The organism is Cupriavidus sp. WS, assembly GCF_000395345.1.
Lineage (GTDB): Bacteria > Pseudomonadota > Gammaproteobacteria > Burkholderiales > Burkholderiaceae > Cupriavidus > Cupriavidus basilensis_B.
In genome coordinates, this window is record NZ_AQPL01000140.1 from 1 (window position 1) to 2,231 (window position 2,231).

Sequence of the window (2,231 nt, forward strand, 5' to 3'; positions counted from 1 at the left end):
TGACCCTGTGACGAGCACGGTCCGGTTCGTCATGGTTGTTGTCCTTGCAAGAACGCCCGCGCGTCGGCGGGCTGGAAAACGGAAACGTTGGCGCGCGCCACTTCGCGGCCGTCGAGCGACAGCGCGCAGGCGAACATGCCCAGGCCGTTGTCGCCGATCAGCTCGGCGCTGACCTGCACGGTCAGCACGCTGCCCACCGGGAACGCCGGCACGTCGCACTCGTAGCGGCGCGAGCCGAGCAGGAAGCCGATGCCCGGCTCGCGGCCCGCGCGCCAGTCGCGCGCGCCGGCCCAGGCGGCGATGGTCTGCGCCATGTACTCGATGCCGACCCAGCCCGGCATGCCGGCCTCGTCGACGAACAGTTGCGTGGCGCGCACCGTGGCGCGCGCCACCGCGCGCTCCTCGTCGGCGCCGAGCAGCTCGTCGAGCAGGCGCATGGCGCCGGCATGCGGCACCAAGTCGGCAATCGGCGGCAGGCCGGGGAAGGCGGCGCGGCGGCTTGCGATGGTCTCGCTCATGCTCAACCCGCCCCCAGGATCACGGCGCTGTTGCTGCCGCCGAACGCGAAGGAATTGCTCATCACGTAGCGCGGCGCGCGGCCCAGCGCCTCGCCGGGCGCCACCACGCGCAGCGGCGGCAGCGCCGGGTCGGCGGCGCCGTCCCACCAGTGCGCGGGCAGGCGGCCCCGCGGGTTGCCGGCCAGCGTCAGCCACATCAGCGCGGCCTCGATGGCGCCGGCGGCGCCGAGCGCGTGGCCGGTCATCGGCTTGGTCGAGCTCAGCGGCACGCGCTCGCCGAACAGCGCGGCGCAGGCCAGCGCCTCCATCGCGTCGTTCTGCGGCGTGGCGGTGCCGTGCAGGTTGAGGTAATCGATGTCGCCGGCGGCGAGGCCGGCGCGCGCCAGCGCCTGCCGCATGGCGGCCTGCGCGCCGGCGCCGCTGGGATCGGGCGCCGACATGTGGTGCGCGTCGGAGGTCTCGCCCCAGCCGGCCAGCCGCACTTCGCCCGCCTCGCGCGAGAGCAGGAAGAGCGCGGCGCCCTCGCCCAGATTGATGCCGGCGCGGTTGACCGAGAGCGGGTTGCAGCGCGCGGCCGAGACCGAGTCCAGCGCGCTGAAGCCGGCCACGGTAAACGCGCACAAGGTGTCGGCGCCGCCCGCGATGACCGCGTCGGCGGCGCCGCTGCGCAGCAGCCGCGCCGCCGCGGCCAGCGCCTTGGCGCTCGACGAGCAGGCCGTGGACAGCGTATACGCCACCCCGGTCACGCCCAGCGCGCCGGCCAGGAACTGCGCCGGCGAGCCCAGCTCCTGCTGCCCGTAGTGAAAGCCCTCGGGCCACGCGCCGCCGACGCTGCGCGCGTCGACCGCCTCGCCGCCCTCGGCGATGCCCGAGGTGCTGGTGCCCATCACCACCGCCACGCGCGCCGGGCCGAAGCGGGCGATGGCCGCCTGCAGCTGCGGCAGGCATTGCAGCGCGGCGTGATGCAGCAGCGCGTTGTTGCGCGTGCGGTGCACCAGCGGCGTGCCTTGCGGCAGCGCCAGCGCGGCATCGACCGTGCCGAGGTGCAGCGGCCGGCCCGCGCTGTAACGCTCGGTGACTTCGCCGCCGGGCGCGGCGTCGGTGCGCCAGAGCGCGGCGCGCACGGCGTCCGCGCCGTCGCCGAGCGCGCAGGTGACGCCAAGTGCATGGATAAAGACATCGTTCATTCCGGCCCTCCTTGCGTGGCCGCCGGCAGCGTGCGGATGGTCAGCCGGTAGCCGTCGCGGTACTGCTCGAACTCGATGGTCTGCGCGTCCGGGTAGCGGATCTCGGCCACCGTCTCGCCGCCCGCGCGCAGCACGCGACGGCCGGCCACGGCGTCGAGCCGCCAGCCGGGCGGCAAGGCCGCGGCGATCGCCGCCACCGGCCACAGCGACAACTGCATCTCGCTCAGGATACGCTCCGGCACCAGTTCGGCCGGCGCCCACGGCGAGCGCGCCACGCGCAGGTCGCGCCCGTCCCAGTCCAGCCGCGCCAGCACCTGGCCGCCGGCCAGCGCGGCCAGCCGCGTGTGGGCGGCGTCCGCTTCGAGCAGGGCCTGGATCTCGCGGTGCTCCTCGCCGCGCGGCGTGCGGTACGTCACCGTGATCTGCTGTTGCAGCATCAGCGCGCGGCCCAGCGAGGCCGGCGGCAGGCGCAGCAGCGGCACCGGCGCGCGGCCGGCGGCCTCGATGCCGGCGGGCGGCACCGGGC

3 protein-coding genes are annotated in these 2,231 nt (G+C 75.6%); all 3 read right to left on the reverse strand.

The genetic code is table 11. The features are described 5' to 3' along the window. Positions 1-29: 29 nt before the first annotated feature. The 3 genes from K206_RS0113100 to K206_RS38150 are packed head-to-tail and all read right to left on the reverse strand — an operon-like array spanning position 30 to position 2,226. Positions 30-518 carry a hotdog family protein gene (locus tag K206_RS0113100; protein WP_020202869.1) on the reverse strand — a complete coding sequence of 163 codons (489 nt, stop codon included), beginning with the start codon at positions 516-518 and terminating at the stop codon, positions 30-32. A gap of 2 nt (positions 519-520) precedes the next feature. After that, positions 521-1,705, reverse strand: a complete 1,185-nt coding sequence (locus K206_RS0113105; protein ID WP_020202870.1) for a beta-ketoacyl-ACP synthase — start codon at positions 1,703-1,705, stop codon at positions 521-523. Beyond that, a complete protein-coding gene (locus tag K206_RS38150; protein ID WP_052165873.1) occupies positions 1,702-2,226 on the reverse strand; it encodes a DUF3261 domain-containing protein in 525 nt (174 codons plus the stop codon). The genes K206_RS0113105 and K206_RS38150 overlap by 4 nt, the downstream gene beginning before the upstream one ends. Between the last annotated feature and the right edge of the window lie 5 nt (positions 2,227-2,231).